We start from the raw sequence: 16669 nt of genomic DNA on the forward strand, positions 1-16669 counted from the left end.
GGCTACCGCGCGGGCGATCAGTTGCCGGCGCCGGTCAGGCCACGCTTTTCCAGCAGCGGTTCGATCTGCGGCTCGTGGCCGGCGAAATCGCGGAACAGCTGCATCGCGTCGACGCTGCCACCCTTCGACAGCAGGGTGGCGCGGAAGTGATCGCCATTCTTGCGGCTCAGGCCGCCGTTGTCCTTGAACCACTTCTGGGTGTTGGCATCGAGCACTTCCGACCAGATATAGGCGTAGTAGCCGGCCGAGTAGCCGCCCATGATGTGGCTGAAGTACGGGGTCTTGTAGCGCGGCGGAACCGGCGCGTAGTAGATGCCGTCCTTCTCCAGCGCGGCGCGCTCGAAGGCCATCACGTCCTTGGCGGCCGGCACCTGGTCGGCGCCGATCTGGTGCCAGCGCTGGTCCAGCATCGCTGCACCCAGGTACTCGGTGGTGGCGAAGCCCTGGTTGAACTTGGCCGCAGCCAGCACCTTGTCCAGCAGTGCCTGCGGCATCGCCGAACCATTCTGGTAGTGCTTGGCGTAGTTCTTCAGGATGACCGGGTTGTCCGACCACATCTCGTTGACCTGCGAGGGGAACTCGACGAAGTCACGCGGTACCGACGTGCCCGAGAAGTACGGGTACTTCACGTTGGAGAACATGCCGTGCAGGGCGTGGCCGAACTCGTGGAAGGTGGTGTTCACCTCGTCCCAGGTCAGCAGGGTCGGCTGGCCGGCCGGCGGCTTCGGGATGTTCAGGTGGTTGGCGACCACCGGCTTGAAGCCGGTCAGCTTGGACTGCGAGACGTAGGAGTTCATCCACGCACCACCGCGCTTGGAGGCGCGTGCATACGGGTCGAAGATGAAGATCGCCAGCTGGCTGCCGTCGGCGTCGAACACGTCGTAGACGGTGACGTCATCGTGGTAGACCGGCAGGTCGGTGCGCTGCTTGAAGGTCAGGCCGAATTCCTGGCCGGCGGCGTAGAACACGCCGTTCTCCAGCACGTTCTTCATCTCGAAGTACGGCTTCAGCTGCGACTCGTCGAAGTTGTACTTGGCCTGGCGCACCTTCTCGCTGTAGAAGGCCCAGTCCCACGGTTCCAGCTGGAAGGTCGGCTTGCGCGCGGCCTTCTGTTCCTTGTCGATCATCGCCTGCAGGTCGGCGGCTTCGCGCTTGGCATTGGCCACCGCGGCCGGAGCCAGCTTGCCCAGCATTGCGTTGACCGCTTCCGGGGTCTTGGCGGTCTGGTTGGTCAGGTTGTAGGCGGCGAAGTTCGGGAAGCCCATCAGCTTGGCCTTGTCGGCACGCAGCTGCATGATGCGCGAGACCAGCGCGGTGTTGTCGAACTCACCGCCGCGGCTGCCGCGGGTGGTCGAGGCTTCGTAGATCTTCTGGCGCAGGGCGCGGTTGGCCAGGTTGGTCAGCGGCGGCTGGCCGGTGGTGTTGAGCAGGGTGATCACGTACTTGCCTTCCAGGCCACGAGCCTTGGCGGCTTCGGCGGCGGCGGCGATCTGCTCCTTGGACAGGCCGTCCAGCTCCTTGACGTCGTCAACGGTGATCGCCGAAGCGTTCACTTCCGACTGCACGTTCTGGCTGAACTTGGTGCCCAGGTTGGCCAGCTCGGCGTTCATCTCCTTCAGCGTGGCCTTGTCGGCGTCGGACAGCTTGGCGCCTGCACGCACGTAGTTGTCGTAGTACTTCTCGACCAGACGCACGCCTTCGGCGTCCAGGCCCAGCTGGCTGCGGGTGTCATACAGCGCCTGGATGCGGGCGAACAGCTTGCCGTTCAGCGCGATCGCATCGCTGTGCGCGGCGAACTTCGCCGAGTAGTCGGCCTGCAGCTTCTTGCGGGTGTCGTTGGTATCGGCGCCGACCAGGCTGAAGAACACGGTGGTCGCACGGTCGAGGATGTCACCGCTCTTTTCCAGGGCGATGATGGTGTTGTCGAAGGTCGGCTTGGCCTTGTTGTTGGCGATCGCCTCCACTTCCTTCAGCTGCTGCGCCATGCCGGCGTCGAAGGCCGGGGCGAAGTCGCTGTCCTTGATCTTGTCGAACTGCGGGAAATGCAGCGGCAGCGGGCTTTCGGCGAAGAACGGATTGGCCTGCTGGGCATGGGTGCTGGCAGCCGGGGTGGCGGCGCCGGCCGAGAAGGCGGGCAGGGCAAGGCCGAGGGACATGGCCACGGCAAGGGCAAGGCGAGTGGTCAAGGTAGGAACTCCGGTAAGGCAAACAAGGGCCCGAGGGTAACCCGGCCGGCGGCGCCCGCACTTGTGTCAAAAGGCATGTTGCCGGGGCTGGGCGCGGGTACCATGCATTCACCGCCCACGGCCCGCTGCCATGACCACTGCCTATGATTTCAGCTTCCGCGACCTCGACGGCCAGCCGCAGGCCCTGGCCCGGTACCAGGGTCACCCGTTGCTGCTGGTCAATGTCGCCAGCCGTTGTGGCTTCACCCCGCAGTACACCGGGCTGGAACAGCTGTGGCAGGACTACCGCGAGCGTGGCCTGGTGGTGATCGGGTTCCCATGCAACCAGTTCGGTGCACAGGAGCCCGGCGACGCCGCGCAGATCCGCCAGTTCTGTTCGCTGGACTACCCGGTCAGCTTCCCGCTGTCGGAGAAGATCGAGGTCAACGGCGAGGGGGCTGATCCGTTGTGGGCATGGCTGTCACGCGAGAAGCGCGGCCTGCTGGGTAGCGCCCGCATCAAGTGGAATTTCAGCAAGTTCCTGGTCGACCGCCAGGGGCAGGTGGTGTCGCGGCATGCGCCCACCACCAGGCCGGAGCAGCTGCGCGACGAGATCGAAGCGCTGCTGTGAGATGAACCCAAAAAGGGGACGGAGGGGATTAAGTCGTTTGTGCACAAACGACTTAATCCCCTCCGTCCCCTTTTTGCTTACTTTTCGACGAACGCGCGCTCGAACACGTAATGGCCCGGCTGGCCGATACGCGGTGAGACCTGGAAGCCACGGGCATCGAGTACGCTGCGCAGATCAGCCAGCATCTGCGGGCTGCCGCAGATCATCGCGCGGTCGTTCTCCGGGTTCAGCTCCGGCAGGCCGAGGGTGCGCTGCATCTCGCCGCTTTGCATCAGCTGGGTCAGGCGGCCCTGGTTGGCGAACGGCTCGCGGGTGACGGCCGGGTAGTACAGCAGCTTGTCGCCGATCATCTCGCCCAGGAACTCGTGCTCACGCAGTTCCTTCTCGAAGTAATCGCGGTAGGCCAGGTCCTTCTCGTAGCGCACGCCGTGGCAGAGGATCACCTTCTCGAAGCGCTCGTAGGTTTCCGGGTCCTTGATGACCGACAGCCATGGAGCCATGCCGGTGCCCGTGCCCAGCAGGTACAGGTTCTTGCCCGGGTGCAGGTCGCTGATCAGCAAAGTGCCGGTGGGCTTCTTGCCGACCAGTACCTTGTCACCCGGCTTGATGTGCTGCAGACGCGAGGTCAGCGGGCCGTCCTGGACCTTGATGCTGAAGAACTCCAGGTGCTCTTCCCAGTTGGCGCTGGCGATGGAGTACGCACGCAGCAGCGGCCGCGCCTCGGTTTCCAGGCCGATCATCACGAACTGGCCGTTCTCGAAGCGGAAACCGCTGTCGCGGGTGAGGGTGAAGCTGAAGTAGGCATCGGTCCAGTGGCGGACCTCAAGCACCGTTTCGGCGCCAAAAGCGGAGGACATGGGCGTATCTATCGGAAGTCGTCGGGGGTGATTCTATCTCAAATGAGACAGGTTCTCATTAGGCGGAACGAGAGGCGTTCTCAGCGGTAGCCGGCCGCCTGCAGCTCGAACAGCTCGGCGTAGCGGCCGCCCTGTGCCATCAGCTGCTCATGGGTGCCGCTGGCCTCGATCCGGCCATCGGCCAGCACCAGGATGCGATCGGCCATGCGTACCGAGGAGAAACGGTGGGAAATCAGCACTGCGGTGCGATTATCCGCCAGTTCCCTGAACCGCTGGAACACCTCGAACTCACTTCGCGCATCCAGCGCCGCCGTTGGCTCATCCAGGATCATCACCTGCGCATTGCGCATCCATGCGCGGGCGATGGCGATCTTCTGCCATTGGCCGCCGGACAGGTCCACGCCCTGCTTGAAGCGGCGGCCGATCAGCTGGTCGTAGCCGCCGGGCAGGTCGTCGATCACTTCCTCGGCCATGCCGCGCCGCGCGGCGTCGGCGATGCGCGCCTGGTCGTCCATCGCCTCGACCTGGCCGACGCCGATGTTCTCGCCGGCGCTGAGGTTGTAGCGCACGAAGTCCTGGAAGATCACCCCGAGGTTGGCGCGCAGGTCATCCAGGTCGTAGTCGCGCAGGTCGCGGCCATCGAGCAGGATGCGGCCCTCGTCCGGTTCGTACAGCCGTGCCAGCAGCTTCACCAGGGTGGTCTTGCCGGCGCCGTTCTCACCGACCAGCGCCAGTACTTCGCCAGCCTGCAGCTGGAAATCAAGGTGGCGCACCGCCCATTGCTCGGCATCCGGGTAGCGGAAGCCGACGTTCTCGAACACGAAGCCCTGCCGGATCGGCTGCGGCACGCGCACCGCACCTTCACGCGAGTGGATTTCCGGCTGGATCTGGAAGAACGAGAACAGGTCATCCAGGTACAGCGCCTGGCTGGCCACCTGCGAGAACCCGATCAACAGGCCCTCCAGCAGCTGGCGCAGGCGCAGGAAGCTGCCGGCGAGGAAGGTCAGGTCGCCGATCGAAAAGTCGCCGCGCACCGTGCGCCATGCGATGTAGGCGTACGCTGTGTAGTAGCCCAGTGTGCCCAGTGCGGCCAGCAGCGTGCCCCAGAACGCGCGGCGCCGGGCCAGGGCGCGGTTGGCTTGGAACAGCGCCACCGACAGGCGCCGGTAGCGCTCCACCAGGAAGCGGTGCAGGTTGTAGATCTTCACTTCCTTGGCCGTTTCCACGCTGGCACCGAGCTGGCGCAGGTAGTCGAGCTGGCGGCGCTCGGGCGTCCACTGGAAGTTGAGGCTGTAGCCGGCCGCGTTGAAGTGCGATTCGCCGATGAAGGCCGGCACCAGTGCCAGCGCCAGCAGCAGGATCAGCCACGGCGCGTAGACCAGCAGGCCGACGGCGAGGCTGGCCACGGTGATCGCGTCCTGCACCTGGCCGAACAACTGGCTCATCAGGTTCATCCGGCCCATGGTCTGGCGTCGCGCACGGTCCAGCTTGTCCTGCAGGTCCGGGTCCTCGAAGTCCTCCAGATCCAGCGTTGCCGCGTGTTCCATCAACCGGATGCTGGTGACGTTGGCGAACAGTTCCGAGAGCAGGGCATCGGCGTAGCTGACCAGCCGGCCGAGCAGATCCGAGGCGATGGCCAGGCCGAATTCCAGCGCCAGCAGGCCCAGCAGCGGATTCAGTATGCCGCTGGACAGTGCTTCGCCCAGCGGCGGGAAGCCAGCGTCGTGCTGGCTCAGGTGCAGGGCGCTGTCGATGATCAGCTTGCCGACGTAGAGCATCGCCACCGGCAGCAGCGCACGGATCAGGCGCAGGCCAAGGCTGGCCAGGGTGAGCGCGGGGCTGGTCTTCCAGACCATGCGCAGGAACGGTGGCAGGTTGCGCATCGCCCTGAAGCGCTGGCGCAGGCTGGGTTTCTTCGCGGCGGCAGCGCCAGCGGTGGGGGTAGCAGGCATGTGCGTATTGTGCGCGCCCTGCGCGTGGCGGAGGCATGAACGGGGCGCATGCCTGCCATGCGCCGGCAGGGCAGCGCGTCGGCGCCGCCTGCGCGCTCAGTCCAGCGCAGCCAGCAGCGCAGGATGGTGAGCGAACCAGAAGCGCAGGGCCCCGCTGTCGATGCCGTAGGCGCCTTTCCAGAAATCGACGGGATAGCTCCAGTCCGAAGAGCGCGACGTGCGCGGTGCCAGGCCGACCCGGGTGAAGCGTTGCGCCAGGCCGGGATGCTCGGGGGTCTGCAGCAGCCCGGCATGGCCCAGGGCATCCAGCAGGTGACGCGCCTGCTCGACGGACAGTTTCAGGCCCGGCAGCGCGCGCACGCGTTTGACGATGGTCGACGGTGTGTCCTTGGCGTCGCTCTCGTGGTGCAGCAGCCGCAGCAGTGCCACCAGTGTGCTCATGTCGCCGGGCGCCCGTCTGGGGGTCAGATTGTGTTGTTCCAACAGGAAGGTGATGGCGTTTACGCTTCCGCCGAGCACGACCCCGATGTTGTGGCGGACGCGCGCCCAGGTGGTCGGGTCGAATCTGCCTTCGCGGACCTGGCCGCAGACCGCACAGGCGAGGCTGGGGTGTGGCTGCTCCTGATGCCTGGGGAAGTGCACCATGAACGCATACGCCGACAGCCCGGCGCGCAGGTCGCTGCGGTTCTCCTGCACGCCGAGGATGAAGTTGTCTGCCACATGTTGGCGGTCGGCGCGGGCATAGGCGGCGAACATCCGCACCTGGAGGGCCTCATGGCCCGGATGTTCGACGGGCCACAACAGTCCATGCCGTTCAAGCGTCGACAGGAGTTCGGGCGGCGCGGTGTCCCGCTCCCGGTACTGGGTCAGCGCCTTCAGCGCCTCCTTGCTGGGCGTGTCGGGGGCTTCGTCGGCCATGACGTTCGGATGCTTCCTGCGGGGCAGGTACAGTGCCCGGCGGTCCAGGCACTGTCAACGAAGCGCTCAGGGCAGCGGCGGCAGCAGCCCGGCGCCCAGCCGGTTCCAGGCATTGATCACCGCGATGCCCATGCTCAGGTCGCTGATGCCCTTCTCATCAAAGTGCGGTGCCAGTGCATCGAACGCCGCCTGCGACGGCGCGCCGTCGGTCAGCCGGGTCAGCGCTTCGGCCCAGCCCAGCGCCGCACGCTCGCGGGCATCGAAGAAACGGCTTTCGTGCCAGGCGGGCAGGGTATCGAGCTTGCGCGGCTCGATGCCGCCCTTGCGCAGCGCCGTGCCGTGCATGTCCATGCAGTAGCCGCAGCCGTTGAGCTGCGACACGCGCAGGAACACCAGTTCCATCAGGGTCGGATCGATCGAGCTGTCATGCACCGCCTGGCTGGTGGCCAGCAGGCCCTTGAAGGCTTCGGCGGCCAGGCGGGTGTAAGGGACGCGGGGAGAGGCGTGGTCGGACATTTTCGGCTCCACGGCGGCCACGATGGCCGCCTTTCATTACAAGGACGCCGTGCCGTCACCGCGCGTGACAACGTCCGGCAGCTTTTCCGGATTCAACACGCTGTACACGTTGGCGATGCGGCCATCGACCACTTCGATGGTGGTGATCGAGTGCAGGCGATCGCCTTGGAAGCGCAGGATCGCAGGCTCGCCGTTGACGTAGCCCAACTGCGCCGGATGCGCCGCGCCGCGGCGGGCGATGGCCCAGAACAGGCGGCCGATGCGTTCGGCGCCCAGCAGGGGCCGCACCGCCGCAGTAACCACGCCACCGCCGTCGGAAACCAGCAGCGCGTTGGCGTGCAGCAGGGCCTGGATCGCTTCGCTGTCGCCGCGCTGCGAGGCGTCCATGAAGCGCGCCAGCAGCTGCCGGTGCTGGCTGGCGTCGGCGTTGAAGCGCGGCCGTCCGGCCTGCAGGCGCTGCCGGGCACGGTGCACCAGCTGGCGGCAGTTGGCCTCGCTGTGGCCGATCAGGTCGGCGATCTCGCGGTAATCGTGGTCGAAGGCTTCCTTCAGCAGGAAGGCGGCGCGTTCCTCGGGGCCGAGCTGTTCGAGCAGGGTCAGGAAGGCGACCGAGACGTCGTCGGCCAGCGCATGCAGCTGGGCCGGGCCGGGCGCCGGGTCGGGCTCCAGGGTGACCGCCAGCGGCTCGGCCAGCCACGGGCCGACGTAGTGCACGCGCTCGCGCTTGGCCGCGCGCAGCCGGTCCAGGCCAAGCCGGGTGGTGGTGGTGACCAGCCAGGCTTCGGCATCGCGGACGCTGGCCGGATCGGCGCCGGACCAGCGCAGCCAGGCGTCCTGGACCACGTCTTCGGCGTCGGTGCGGCTGCCGAGCAGGCGGTAGGCCAGGGCCATCAGGCGCGGGCGGTGGGTCTGGAATGCGGTTTCAGGGTTCATGTCGACCAGGACGCCGGGAAGGGAGCACGCGTGACAGGGAGTGTGGGGTCAGAGCCCCTTGCAGGGGATCCGACCCCGAGATTGTGATCCTGCGGCCGGGGGAGGGGGTAAAATGGGCGGATTACCCCCGCCAGCCTCCAGCAAGCGAGCAAGTCGTGACATCGATCAAGCAGGAAGACCTCATCCAGTCCATCGCCGACGCGCTGCAGTACATCTCGTACTACCACCCGGTCGACTACATCAAGAACCTTGCCGCCGCCTACGAGCGCGAGGAGTCGCCGGCCGCGAAGGAAGCGATGGCGCAGATCCTGATCAATTCGCGCATGTGCGCCGAAGGCCACCGTCCGATCTGCCAGGACACCGGCATCGTCACCGTGTTCCTGGAAATCGGCATGGACGTGCGTTGGGACGACGCCACCATGGGCGTGGAAGACATGGCCAATGAAGGCGTGCGCCGTGCCTACATGCACCCGGACAACAAGCTGCGCGCTTCGGTGCTGGCTGATCCGGCCGGCAAGCGCATCAACACCAAGGACAACACCCCGGGCGTGGTCAACGTCAAGGTGGTGCCGGGCAACACCGTCGACGTCATCGTCGCCGCCAAGGGTGGTGGTTCGGAAGCCAAGACCAAGTTCGCCATGCTCAACCCGTCCGATTCCATCGTCGACTGGGTGCTGAAGACCGTGCCGACCATGGGCGCCGGCTGGTGCCCGCCGGGCATGCTCGGCATCGGCATCGGCGGCACCGCCGAGAAGGCGATGCTGCTGGCCAAGGAAGCGCTGATGGAGCCGATCGACATCACCGAGCTGCAGGCCCGTGGTGCGTCCAACCGCATTGAAGAGCTGCGCCTGGAGCTGTACGAGAAGGTCAACGCGCTGGGTATTGGCGCGCAGGGCCTGGGTGGCCTGACCACCGTGCTCGACATCAAGATCAACGATTACCCGACTCATGCGGCCAACCTGCCAGTGGCGATGATCCCGAACTGCGCGGCCACCCGCCATGCGCACTTCACCCTGGATGGCAGCGGCCCGGTGATGCTGGACCCGCCGTCGCTGGAGGACTGGCCGAAGCTGACCTACGATTCGTCCAAGGGCACCCGCGTGGACCTGGACACGATCACGCCGGAAGATGTGGCCAGCTGGAAGCCGGGCCAGACCCTGCTGCTGAACGGCAAGCTGCTGACCGGCCGCGACGCCGCGCACAAGCGCATGGTCGACATGCTCAACAAGGGCGAGGAACTGCCGGTCGATCTGAAGGGCCGCTTCATCTACTACGTCGGCCCGGTCGATCCGGTGCGCGACGAAGTGGTGGGTCCGGCCGGTCCGACCACTGCGACCCGCATGGACAAGTTCACCCGCCAGGTGCTGGAGCAGACCGGCCTGCTGGGCATGGTCGGCAAGGCCGAGCGTGGCCCGGCGGCCATCGAGGCGATCCGTGACAACAAGTCGGCCTACCTGATGGCCGTCGGTGGTTCGGCCTACCTGGTGTCCAAGGCGATCAAGGCGGCCAAGGTCGTCGGCTTCGCTGACCTGGGCATGGAAGCGATCTACGAGTTCACCGTGCAGGACATGCCGGTGACCGTGGCAGTGGATTCCACCGGTGAATCGGTGCACAAGACTGGTCCGCGTGAGTGGCAGGCCCGCATCGGCAAGATTCCGGTGGTGGTGGAGTAACCCTGCCGCGCATCCGGTTCAAGCAACGGCGCCCGTATGGCGCCGTTGTTGTGTGGTGAGGTTTAACGAACCTGCAGCATCTGCTCTGCTAGGCTCGGCGCGACCTCACACAGGACTTGTTCATGGGCCTGCATCGATTCATCGCCGTTGCGATCCTGCTGGCCCTGGCCGGCTGCAGTACAACCTCATCCTATGAAGGTGCGGACTTCTCCGCCTCCTCGCAGTGCCGCATGCAGTGCCAGGCCGACTATCGCAGCTGCATGGCGCGGGGCAGTGTCGGCAGCAACGACTTCAGCTGCGAACAACAGATGGTGCCGGCGCCAGACAAGCGCTGCAAGGACGTTGCCAACCCCGAATTGCGCCGTTCCTGTGAACTGAAGACGCACGACTGCGCGATACGCACGCCGATCATGACCTGTAGCGAAGGCCGCGATACCTGCATGAGCCGCTGCGGCTGAGCAGTGACCGCCCGTGTGGGCGCATAATCGGCCGATCCACCTGCACGGGATCTTCCGCATGAGCACCACGCTGTATGGTTCAACCAGTACCGCCGCGCTGGTAGTGCACTGGCTGCTGATCGAGCTGGGTATCGAGCACGAACTGGTGCTGCTGGATTTCGACGCGCGCGAGCACAAGTCGGCGGAGTACCTGGCGCTGAATCCGGCCGGCGTTGTGCCGACGCTGCTGATCGATGGCTTGGTACTGACCGAAGCGGCGGCGATCGCACTGTATCTGGCTGACCGCCATCCGGAAGCCAACCTGCTGCCGGCACTGGGTACGCCGCAGCGCGCCGATGCCTACCGCTGGATGTTCTGGTGTGCCAATACGCTGCAGCCGGCCTATCGTGCCTGGTTCTATCCGTATGAGATGGCGGGCGAGGCAAACGTGGAGGCCACTCGCGAGATGGCCCGTCAGCGCCTGGAAGCGGCCTGGCAGCATGTGGCCACGCACCTGCAGGCACACGGACCGTACCTGCTGGGTGCCACGCCCTGCGTGGTCGACTACATGCTGGTGATGCTGATGCGCTGGTCGCGCAACATGCCGAAGCCCAGCGACACCTGGCCGGTGCTGAAGGCACATGCCACGTCGATGAAGGCGCGCCCGGCGTTCGCCGAGGTGTACCGCCGCGAAGGCATCACCGACTGGCGGTAACCCGTTCTGTAGAGCCGAGCCATGCTCGGCTGCATTCATGGGTAGCACGCGAACCGCAGCCGAGCATGGCTCGGCTCTACCAAAAGTAGGGCGGGCTTAGAGGATCTCCAGCACCGTTTCCGGTGGGCGGCACAGCCGCGTGCCCTTGGGTGTGCGCACCACGGGGCGGTTGATCAGCCGCGGGTGCTCGGCCATCGCCGCCAGCAGCGTGGCCTCGTCCGCATCTTCCAGGCCCAGTTCGGCGAACTGCACTTCCTTGCTGCGCACCAGATCGCGTGCGCTCAATCCGGATTCGGCCAGCACCTGGCGCAGCGTGGCCACGTCCGGTGGAGTGCCCAGGTACTCGATCACCATAGGATCGAAGCCTGCATCGCGGATCAGCTTCAATGCGCCGCGCGAATTGCTGCAGGCCGGGTTGTGCCAGATCGTCACGTCCATCAGAACCACTCCAGCAGGGACACGCCCACGCCCACGTAGGTGGCCTTGTGGTTGTAGTCGATCAGGCTCTCGCCGTAGCCGTCGAAGATCTGCACGTGGCCGCGCAGCAGGTTGCTGATCGGGAAGCCGTAATCCAGCTGCAGGGCACCGTGTGAGCGGCTGCCGGTGCGCAGCGAATGGCGTGCCATCAACGAGACTTCGTGGCCGTTGCGGTTCCAGGTCAGGGTCGCATCACCGCGGCCCATGTAGTCCTCGATATCCGGATTGTTGTCGTCGCTGCGGGTTTCCGGGATGCGGTACCACGGGCGCAGTACCAGCGCCCAGTTCTCGCGGTCCAGGCCGATGTTGAGCATCACCCGGTTCCAGCTGCGCGACAGCGGATCGGCGCGGCCATTGGACTGATGGTTCAGCGCGATGCCGGTCATGCGGCCGCGCCAGCCACCGATCGAGTAGCCGTTGCGGAACACCATCATCACTTCCGGCTCGTAATTGGTTTCGCGGAACGGGCGCGAATCCTCGCCGTTGTAGGCCTGCCAGCGCGAGCTCTGGGTGTAGCCTGCCCAGATGTCGCCGTTGTCGCCGAACAGGTTCTCGGCGATCTTGGTCTTGAAGCTGATCTGGAACTTCAGCTCGGCGCTGTCCAGCACCTGCGGCGTGGTGACCGTGTTGGCCGGATTCGGCGAATGCGGTGTGGTGTTGCGGTCGCTGGTCCAGAACGCAGGCAGCAGGTACACCGGCTTGTACGCACGCAGCTGGAACGGGCCCAGCTTGGAGTCTTCGGCCAGCTCCCAGCGGCTGTCCAACAGCGAACCGCGGCCGGCATTGGCCAGCGCGCTGTCCGGCGCAGCGGGGCGGAACAGGTCGCTGACCCGCTCGCGCAGTTTCTCTTCGCCCTGGCTTACGCGTGCGGTCTGGCGTTCTTCGCGACGGGCCTGCGCGGCCGCCTCGGCAGCCGCATCGGCGGCGGCCGTGGCCTGCGGCGTATGCGCGAACAGGCGGTCATAGCAGGCCAGGCGCGCCGCGTCAGTGGTGATGGCCGCGCAAGCGGCCGGCGAGGTATCGGTGCTGGGCACGAATTCCTGCGCGGCCAGCGGGGCACTGGCCAGGGCCAGCGCCAGCGGCGCAAGGCGGGGAAGCAGCGGGGGGAGGGTCATTCCAGCAGGCCCTTCGGTGAATACGGGAATCGCACAGTGTGGCGGCTGTACCGGATCGCGGCCAGCCCCCACGGTTTATGCACGGCCACCGCGTGCGCGTGGCGTGAAGGCTGCGCCAGTCACAGGAACCAGGCGAAGGCGAACAGGCCCAGCATCGCGATCACCACCGCCAGCTTCAACGCCAGGCCGAGCAGGATGCCGAGCCAGGTAGCCAGGCCGACCTTGGTCGAGCGGCCCAGTTCGCGGGTGTGCCAGTACTCGCCGAGCAGGGCACCGACCAGCGGTCCCGCAAACAGGCCGATCGGCATGAAGAACAGGCCGACGATGCTGCCGACGAAGGTGCCCCAGAGTGCCTTGCGGCTGGCGCCGACCCGCTGCGCACCCACCACCGTGGCCAGCACGTCCACCAGCAGCGAGAGCAGGGTCAGCACACCCAGCGCGACCAGGGTTGGCCAGCCGACATGGGCGAAGCCGTCGGCCCAGGCCGCCAGCAGCAGTCCGATGAACACCAGCGGGATGCCGGGCAGGGCCGGGAGGATGATTCCGGCGATGCCGACGAGGACAAAAATGACCGCTAGCAGATATAAGATGAATGAGAGTCCCATGCTGTCCCGTATGGTGGCCGTTTTGGGGTTGACAGTGAAAGATTTTGCCAGTTGATTTTTCGTTTTGGGCGGGTTAAGTTGCAGTCGCTGAGCTTGGCAAGGTCACCGTGGATCGTGGCCTGATGAAGCAAGATCTTCCCGATCCGCTGCATCGATGCACCTCGCTTCCCCCTTGCTTGTCAGCCGCCCACCAGGCGTTTCCAACAACAAGAGAGAGTCAAAGGGAGTTAGTGAGATGGCTGATCGCGAGACCGGTACCGTAAAGTGGTTCAATGATGCGAAGGGCTTCGGCTTCATCAGCCGGCAGAATGGCGAGGACGTGTTCGTGCACTTCCGTGCCATCGAGACCCAGGGCTTCAAGAGCCTCAAGGAAGGCCAGACTGTGAGCTTTGAAGTCGTGCAGGGCCAGAAGGGCCTGCAGGCTGACAAGGTGCAGCCGGTGTAATACCCGCCGCCCGTCGGCATGAAAAAGGCCCGCGCAAGCGGGCCTTTTTCTTTGCGCATGGCCCGGTGCGGATCAGCGCAGGATGACCTTGCCGTTGACCACGCGGACATAGGTGTTTTCGCGGATGCCGCCGAGGTCACGCTGGTTGACCACGATGGTGCGGCCATCGTCCATACGCACGCTGATGTCGTAGGTATCGCTGGTCACGTTCTTCTGGATCTGGTTGCCGGCCAGGGCGCCACCGACTGCGCCTGCGGCGGCGGCGATGTTCTTGTTGCCACGGCTGCCACCGGTGTGATCGGAGATTTCATGACCGGCCACGGCGCCGACGATGCCGCCGAGGATCGCGCCGGTCGCGCTGGGCGCGGTGCGGCCCGAGGGCACGGTGTTGATGCGGGTGACGATGCCGCAGTCGGCGCAGCGGCCCTGGTTGTAGCCGCCGTTGTTGCCGTAGCCACCATTGTTGTAGCCGTTGTTGTAACCGCCGCCACCGTAGCCGCCGGGGGTGGCACAGCCAGCCAGAGCAAGGGTAGCGATGGCAGTGGCGGCGATGAGCTGGATCTTCATGGGGCATCTCCTGGCCGTGAAGGCGGGTGTCTGGGGTGGTACTGCGTCATGCAGCAGGGTGGACGAATCCTCTCCTTTCGAACGTGAACGACGCGCCAACCGTGCATGGCTTGCCCGGCTGCAGGATGAATGCGGCTCAGCGGAAGTCCTGGTGGCAGGCGCGGCAGTCGGCCTGCAGGGTTTCCACCACCTGGGCCAGTGCCTTGCAGTCGCTGGGCGGAGCTGCCAGTGCGGCGTTGAGGTTGCCGCGCAGCTGGCTGGCGTGCTGCTGGAACTGCGTGCTGTCCTTCAGCCCGGGAAAGGCCAGGTCCAGGTCATTGGACAGCAGGCGTATGGCCTGCAGCCGCGGCACACTGTCAGCCAGGCTGCAGCGGTTCTGCTGCTGGGCCTGCTGCAGCAGTTGCGACTGCCGCTGCATTACCTGCATCAGGCTGTCCGGGAACGGGTCGCGACGCGCCTGCAGGGCGCGGCTGACCATCACGGTGGCGATCAGGCCGATCAGCAGGCCCAGGCACAGCACGAACAGGTAGCGATGGGCAGTGGACAGGCGGCGGGGCGGGCTGGCGTTCATGGCGGGCTCTCCGGGCGTGCAACGGTGGGTTCGATGCCGACGTACTGCGGGTGCCGGCGCCTGCACGTTAAAATAGCGGGATGAACGAACAGGTCAAACAACGCTTCGCCGGCATCGAACGGCTGTATGGCGTGGGCGCACTCGAGCGCCTGCAGGGCAGCCGCGTGGCGGTGGTCGGCATGGGCGGCGTCGGCTCGTGGGTGGTGGAAGCGTTGGCGCGTTCAGCGGTCGGCCACCTGACCCTGATCGATGCCGATGACATCTGCGTGTCCAACACCAACCGGCAGCTGCCGGCGATGGAAGGCAACTACGGCCGCAACAAGGCCGAGGCGATGGCCGAGCGTTGCCGTGCGATCAATCCGGATATCGAGGTCGATGCCGTGCAGGCGTTCCTGACCGTGTCCAACATGGCCGAACTGCTGGACCGTGGCTTCGACCTGGTGATCGATGCCTGCGACAGCTTCCGGGTCAAGGTCGAGACGATCGCCTGGTGCCGTCGCCGCAAGCTGCCGTTGCTGACCGTGGGCGCTGCCGGTGGCCGTACCGATCCCACCCTGGTGCGTATCCGCGATGTCTCGCGCACCGAGCATGACGCCATGCTGGCGCTGATCCGCAAGAAGCTGCGCAGCGAGTTCAACTTCCCGAAGAATGCCAAGCGCTATTTCGGCGTGCCGGCGGTGTACTCGCTGGAGAACGTGAAGTACCCGCAGGCCGATGGCAGTGTCTGCGGCATCCGCCCGAACCTGGGCGCCGATGCGGCGCTGAAGCTGGACTGCGGCGCCGGCCTGGGCGCAGCGACCCACATCACCGGCGCGTTCGCCTTCGCAGCGGTCGGCAAGGCGTTGGAGATGCTGCTGGAGCCGAAGAAGGTGAAGGCTGAAGTGGTCGAGGATCACGCCGACGCGTGACGGTAGTGCTGGCCGCTGGCCGGCAACTCCGGAATGATTGAATCAGCGCAGATGCCGGCCAGCGGCCGGCACTACCCTCAGTTCACGGGCAGCGCGAACAGCCGCCGCGCATTCTCCGTCGTGGCCTGGGCCACCGCGTCCAGCTCCATCCCGCGCAGCGCGGCCACGTGGCGGGCGATGACTGCCAGCCGCGCCGGTTCGTTGCGCTGGCCGCGGATGCCGGCGTCAGGCTGGTCGGGCGCGTCGGTCTCCAGCAGCAGTTGTTCCAGCGGCATTTCGCGCAGAAGCCGCTGCAGGCGCTGCGCGCGATCGTAGGTCAATGGGCCGCCGAGCCCGAGCAGGAAGCCCTGCCGGTGCAGCTGCGCGGCCTGTTCCGGGCTGCCGGAAAAGCTGTGCACCACGCCGCGCAGGCCGCCGATGCGGCGGATGGCGGCGATCACCGCATCCACCGCGCGTCGCGCGTGCACGATCACCGGCAGGTCGAATTCACGGGCCAGTTCCAGCTGGCCGATGAAATACGCCTGCTGCGCCTCGACATCCAGTCCTTCGACGAAGAAGTCCAGGCCGCATTCGCCGATCGCGCAGGGGCGTTCGCGTTCGATCCACTCGCGCAGCAGCGGCAGGTGCCCAGGCTGGTGCTCGGCCAGGAACATCGGATGCAGGCCGTAGGCCGGGTACAGCCCCGGCGCCTGCCGGCAGACCTCGCGCAGCTTCGGCCAGCTGGCTGCGGTCACCGCCGGTACCACCTGTAGGCGCACCCCAGCCGCCTGCGCACGCTCGACCACGGCGGCGCGGTCATGGTCGAACTCGCTGGCGTCCAGATGGCAGTGGCTGTCGACCAGCACGCTCAACGCTGTTCCAGCGGCGGAGGTGTTGCGGCGTTGCGGCTCTTCCAGTTGGCCAGCAGCAGGGTGCCGAAGCCCAGCACCAGCTCATCGACGAACGGAATCGGGTCCGGGATGAACAGGGTCAGCGCGAACAGGCCCGCGGTGAGCTTGAACAGGGTGGGGTAGCGCAGCCGGCGCGCCCATTGCAGTACCGGCAGCAGCATCGGGTTGGCCATGGCGGGAATCCTCGTGGGGAATATGCAAACGCTACCACGGGCCCAGCATTTCCCGATGCTGAATGGGTTACAGCAATGAGCAGGAAATGTGGAGATTCCGTTCAGGCAGCGCATGCTGCAA

At 66.1% G+C, this 16669-nt stretch carries 19 protein-coding genes; 6 read left to right on the top strand and 13 right to left on the bottom strand.

Annotation, left to right across the window (positions count from 1 at the left end; genetic code table 11):
* Positions 1-17: 17 nt before the first annotated feature.
* Positions 18-2186 carry a M3 family metallopeptidase gene (locus D5301_RS13670; RefSeq protein WP_110712865.1) on the bottom strand — a complete coding sequence of 723 codons (2169 nt, stop codon included), beginning with the start codon at positions 2184-2186 and terminating at the stop codon, positions 18-20.
* Between the two features lie 130 nt (positions 2187-2316).
* Between D5301_RS13670 and D5301_RS13675 the strand changes: the two genes are divergently transcribed.
* Positions 2317-2796 (top strand): glutathione peroxidase, encoded by a 480-nt coding sequence (locus D5301_RS13675; RefSeq protein ID WP_153855962.1) that lies wholly within the window; start codon positions 2317-2319, stop codon positions 2794-2796.
* A 77-nt stretch (positions 2797-2873) separates the two neighbouring features.
* Here D5301_RS13675 and D5301_RS13680 read toward each other — a convergent pair whose 3' ends face one another.
* From D5301_RS13680 to D5301_RS13700, 5 genes are all read right to left on the bottom strand, one after another.
* Entirely contained in the window at positions 2874-3653 is a 780-nt protein-coding gene (locus D5301_RS13680) for a ferredoxin--NADP reductase (RefSeq protein WP_153855963.1), read from the bottom strand.
* 80 nt (positions 3654-3733) lie between these two features.
* A complete protein-coding gene (locus D5301_RS13685; RefSeq protein WP_049460581.1) occupies positions 3734-5605 on the bottom strand; it encodes an ABC transporter ATP-binding protein in 1872 nt (623 codons plus the stop codon).
* A gap of 96 nt (positions 5606-5701) precedes the next feature.
* Positions 5702-6523: a hypothetical protein gene (locus D5301_RS13690; protein ID WP_132810483.1), complete on the bottom strand. Its 822-nt coding sequence runs from the start codon at positions 6521-6523 to the stop codon at positions 5702-5704.
* 66 nt (positions 6524-6589) lie between these two features.
* A complete protein-coding gene (locus tag D5301_RS13695; RefSeq protein ID WP_049398766.1) occupies positions 6590-7039 on the bottom strand; it encodes a carboxymuconolactone decarboxylase family protein in 450 nt (149 codons plus the stop codon).
* A gap of 36 nt (positions 7040-7075) precedes the next feature.
* Positions 7076-7972 carry an RNA polymerase sigma-70 factor gene (locus D5301_RS13700; protein ID WP_153855964.1) on the bottom strand — a complete coding sequence of 299 codons (897 nt, stop codon included), beginning with the start codon at positions 7970-7972 and terminating at the stop codon, positions 7076-7078.
* Between the two features lie 155 nt (positions 7973-8127).
* Between D5301_RS13700 and D5301_RS13705 the strand changes: the two genes are divergently transcribed.
* The 3 genes from D5301_RS13705 to D5301_RS13715 all read left to right on the top strand — a co-directional run bounded on the left by D5301_RS13705 (position 8128) and on the right by D5301_RS13715 (position 10797).
* A complete protein-coding gene (locus D5301_RS13705) occupies positions 8128-9645 on the top strand; it encodes a fumarate hydratase (RefSeq protein ID WP_006377486.1) in 1518 nt (505 codons plus the stop codon).
* Between the two features lie 122 nt (positions 9646-9767).
* The gene (locus tag D5301_RS13710; RefSeq protein WP_153855965.1) at positions 9768-10103 is read left to right on the top strand and encodes a hypothetical protein; all 336 of its coding nucleotides are present in this window, start codon (positions 9768-9770) and stop codon (positions 10101-10103) included.
* Positions 10104-10161: 58 nt separating this feature from the next.
* Positions 10162-10797 (top strand): glutathione S-transferase family protein, encoded by a 636-nt coding sequence (locus D5301_RS13715; RefSeq protein WP_153855966.1) that lies wholly within the window; start codon positions 10162-10164, stop codon positions 10795-10797.
* Between the two features lie 96 nt (positions 10798-10893).
* Here the strand turns inward: D5301_RS13715 and arsC are convergent, their stop codons facing one another.
* The 3 genes from arsC to D5301_RS13730 all read right to left on the bottom strand — a co-directional run bounded on the left by arsC (position 10894) and on the right by D5301_RS13730 (position 12994).
* The gene (gene arsC / locus D5301_RS13720; protein WP_110712856.1) at positions 10894-11235 is read right to left on the bottom strand and encodes an arsenate reductase (glutaredoxin); all 342 of its coding nucleotides are present in this window, start codon (positions 11233-11235) and stop codon (positions 10894-10896) included.
* Positions 11235-12389 carry a phospholipase A gene (locus D5301_RS13725; RefSeq protein ID WP_019337376.1) on the bottom strand — a complete coding sequence of 385 codons (1155 nt, stop codon included), beginning with the start codon at positions 12387-12389 and terminating at the stop codon, positions 11235-11237. The genes arsC and D5301_RS13725 overlap by 1 nt, the downstream gene beginning before the upstream one ends.
* 119 nt (positions 12390-12508) lie before the next feature.
* Positions 12509-12994 carry a DUF456 domain-containing protein gene (locus tag D5301_RS13730; protein WP_153855967.1) on the bottom strand — a complete coding sequence of 162 codons (486 nt, stop codon included), beginning with the start codon at positions 12992-12994 and terminating at the stop codon, positions 12509-12511.
* Positions 12995-13229: 235 nt separating this feature from the next.
* Here D5301_RS13730 and D5301_RS13735 point away from each other — a divergent pair, with 235 nt between their 5' ends.
* Positions 13230-13439, top strand: a complete 210-nt coding sequence (locus tag D5301_RS13735) for a cold-shock protein (protein ID WP_010486802.1) — start codon at positions 13230-13232, stop codon at positions 13437-13439.
* 72 nt (positions 13440-13511) lie between these two features.
* Here the strand turns inward: D5301_RS13735 and D5301_RS13740 are convergent, their stop codons facing one another.
* Both D5301_RS13740 and D5301_RS13745 read right to left on the bottom strand, forming a co-directional pair.
* Entirely contained in the window at positions 13512-14006 is a 495-nt protein-coding gene (locus D5301_RS13740; RefSeq protein WP_110712854.1) for a glycine zipper 2TM domain-containing protein, read from the bottom strand.
* A 136-nt stretch (positions 14007-14142) separates the two neighbouring features.
* Entirely contained in the window at positions 14143-14577 is a 435-nt protein-coding gene (locus D5301_RS13745) for a cytochrome c (protein WP_153855968.1), read from the bottom strand.
* An 80-nt stretch (positions 14578-14657) separates the two neighbouring features.
* Here D5301_RS13745 and D5301_RS13750 point away from each other — a divergent pair, with 80 nt between their 5' ends.
* Positions 14658-15485, top strand: coding sequence for a tRNA threonylcarbamoyladenosine dehydratase (locus tag D5301_RS13750; RefSeq protein WP_033835434.1), 828 nt, complete (start codon positions 14658-14660; stop codon positions 15483-15485).
* 77 nt (positions 15486-15562) lie between these two features.
* Here D5301_RS13750 and D5301_RS13755 read toward each other — a convergent pair whose 3' ends face one another.
* Both D5301_RS13755 and D5301_RS13760 read right to left on the bottom strand, forming a co-directional pair.
* The gene (locus D5301_RS13755; RefSeq protein WP_153855969.1) at positions 15563-16336 is read right to left on the bottom strand and encodes a TatD family hydrolase; all 774 of its coding nucleotides are present in this window, start codon (positions 16334-16336) and stop codon (positions 15563-15565) included.
* Positions 16333-16548 (bottom strand): DUF6116 family protein, encoded by a 216-nt coding sequence (locus D5301_RS13760; protein WP_110712850.1) that lies wholly within the window; start codon positions 16546-16548, stop codon positions 16333-16335. The genes D5301_RS13755 and D5301_RS13760 overlap by 4 nt, the downstream gene beginning before the upstream one ends.
* Positions 16549-16669: the final 121 nt, after the last annotated feature.

It is taken from the genome of Stenotrophomonas sp. MH181796 (genome assembly GCF_009659995.1).
In the GTDB taxonomy this organism is placed as follows: Bacteria; Pseudomonadota; Gammaproteobacteria; order Xanthomonadales; family Xanthomonadaceae; genus Stenotrophomonas; species Stenotrophomonas riyadhensis.